Raw genomic sequence first — 678 nt, 5'->3', positions numbered from 1 at the left:
TGTGTCTGGCCGTCCCGTGGAGGGCAAGGGGCTCTCTGAGAGTTTTCTGGCTCGCGTCGCTTTACTTGGCGTGTGGGCTCTGATGGCTGGGGTGTTCGCTGTTGTTGAGCCTTCGCGGTTTTTGTCTTCGGGTACTTTTACGACGATTTTTGGTTCTCAGACTTATCTTGTGTTTTTGACGCTCGCTCTTTTTTGCACGTTGCTTGTTGGGGAGTTTGTGGATCTTTCGATTGCTTCGGTTCTGGGACTTTGTGCAGTTATCGTGCCGGTTCTGGTTTCGTCTCATGGGTGGGATCCCTGGCTGGCCTGTGTGGTAGCGGTGCTGGCTGGTGTGTTTGCTGGGGCCATCAACGGGTTTGTGGTTGTGTTCCTTGGCATCAACCCGATAGTCGTAACGCTGGGCATGAGCACTTTTTTGTTGGGTGTAGCACTGTTTTTGACAGACATGCAGCTAGTGAGCATGAACGCTGAGGGGTTTGGTGGCTGGGTCAACTACGGAGTGTTGGGTTTGCCTTTGGGGTTCTGGTATGGGGCTGTGGTTGTTGGGATTGTGGCTTATGTGGTGAGCTTCACGCCGCTTGGGAGGTATCTGAGGGCGGTTGGTTCGAATCAGGAGGTGAGCCGGCTTGCAGGGGTGAGGGTCAACCGGCTGAGGTTTGGTGCGTTTGTGATGGCGGG

General features: G+C 54.6%; 1 protein-coding gene. It reads left to right on the top strand.

Features of this window, described 5'->3' with window-relative positions; translation table 11 throughout:
• Window positions 1–82 precede the first annotated feature (82 nt).
• The coding region (locus PJB24_RS15810) for an ABC transporter permease (protein WP_273847620.1) at window positions 83–678 on the top strand (596 nt) is incomplete at its 3' end.

The sequence above is a fragment of the Rubrobacter calidifluminis genome, assembly GCF_028617075.1.
Taxonomy (GTDB): domain Bacteria; phylum Actinomycetota; class Rubrobacteria; order Rubrobacterales; family Rubrobacteraceae; genus Rubrobacter_E; species Rubrobacter_E calidifluminis.
The sequence above is the reverse complement of the archived record's forward strand: the minus strand, read 5'-3'. Positions and strand labels throughout refer to the sequence as shown.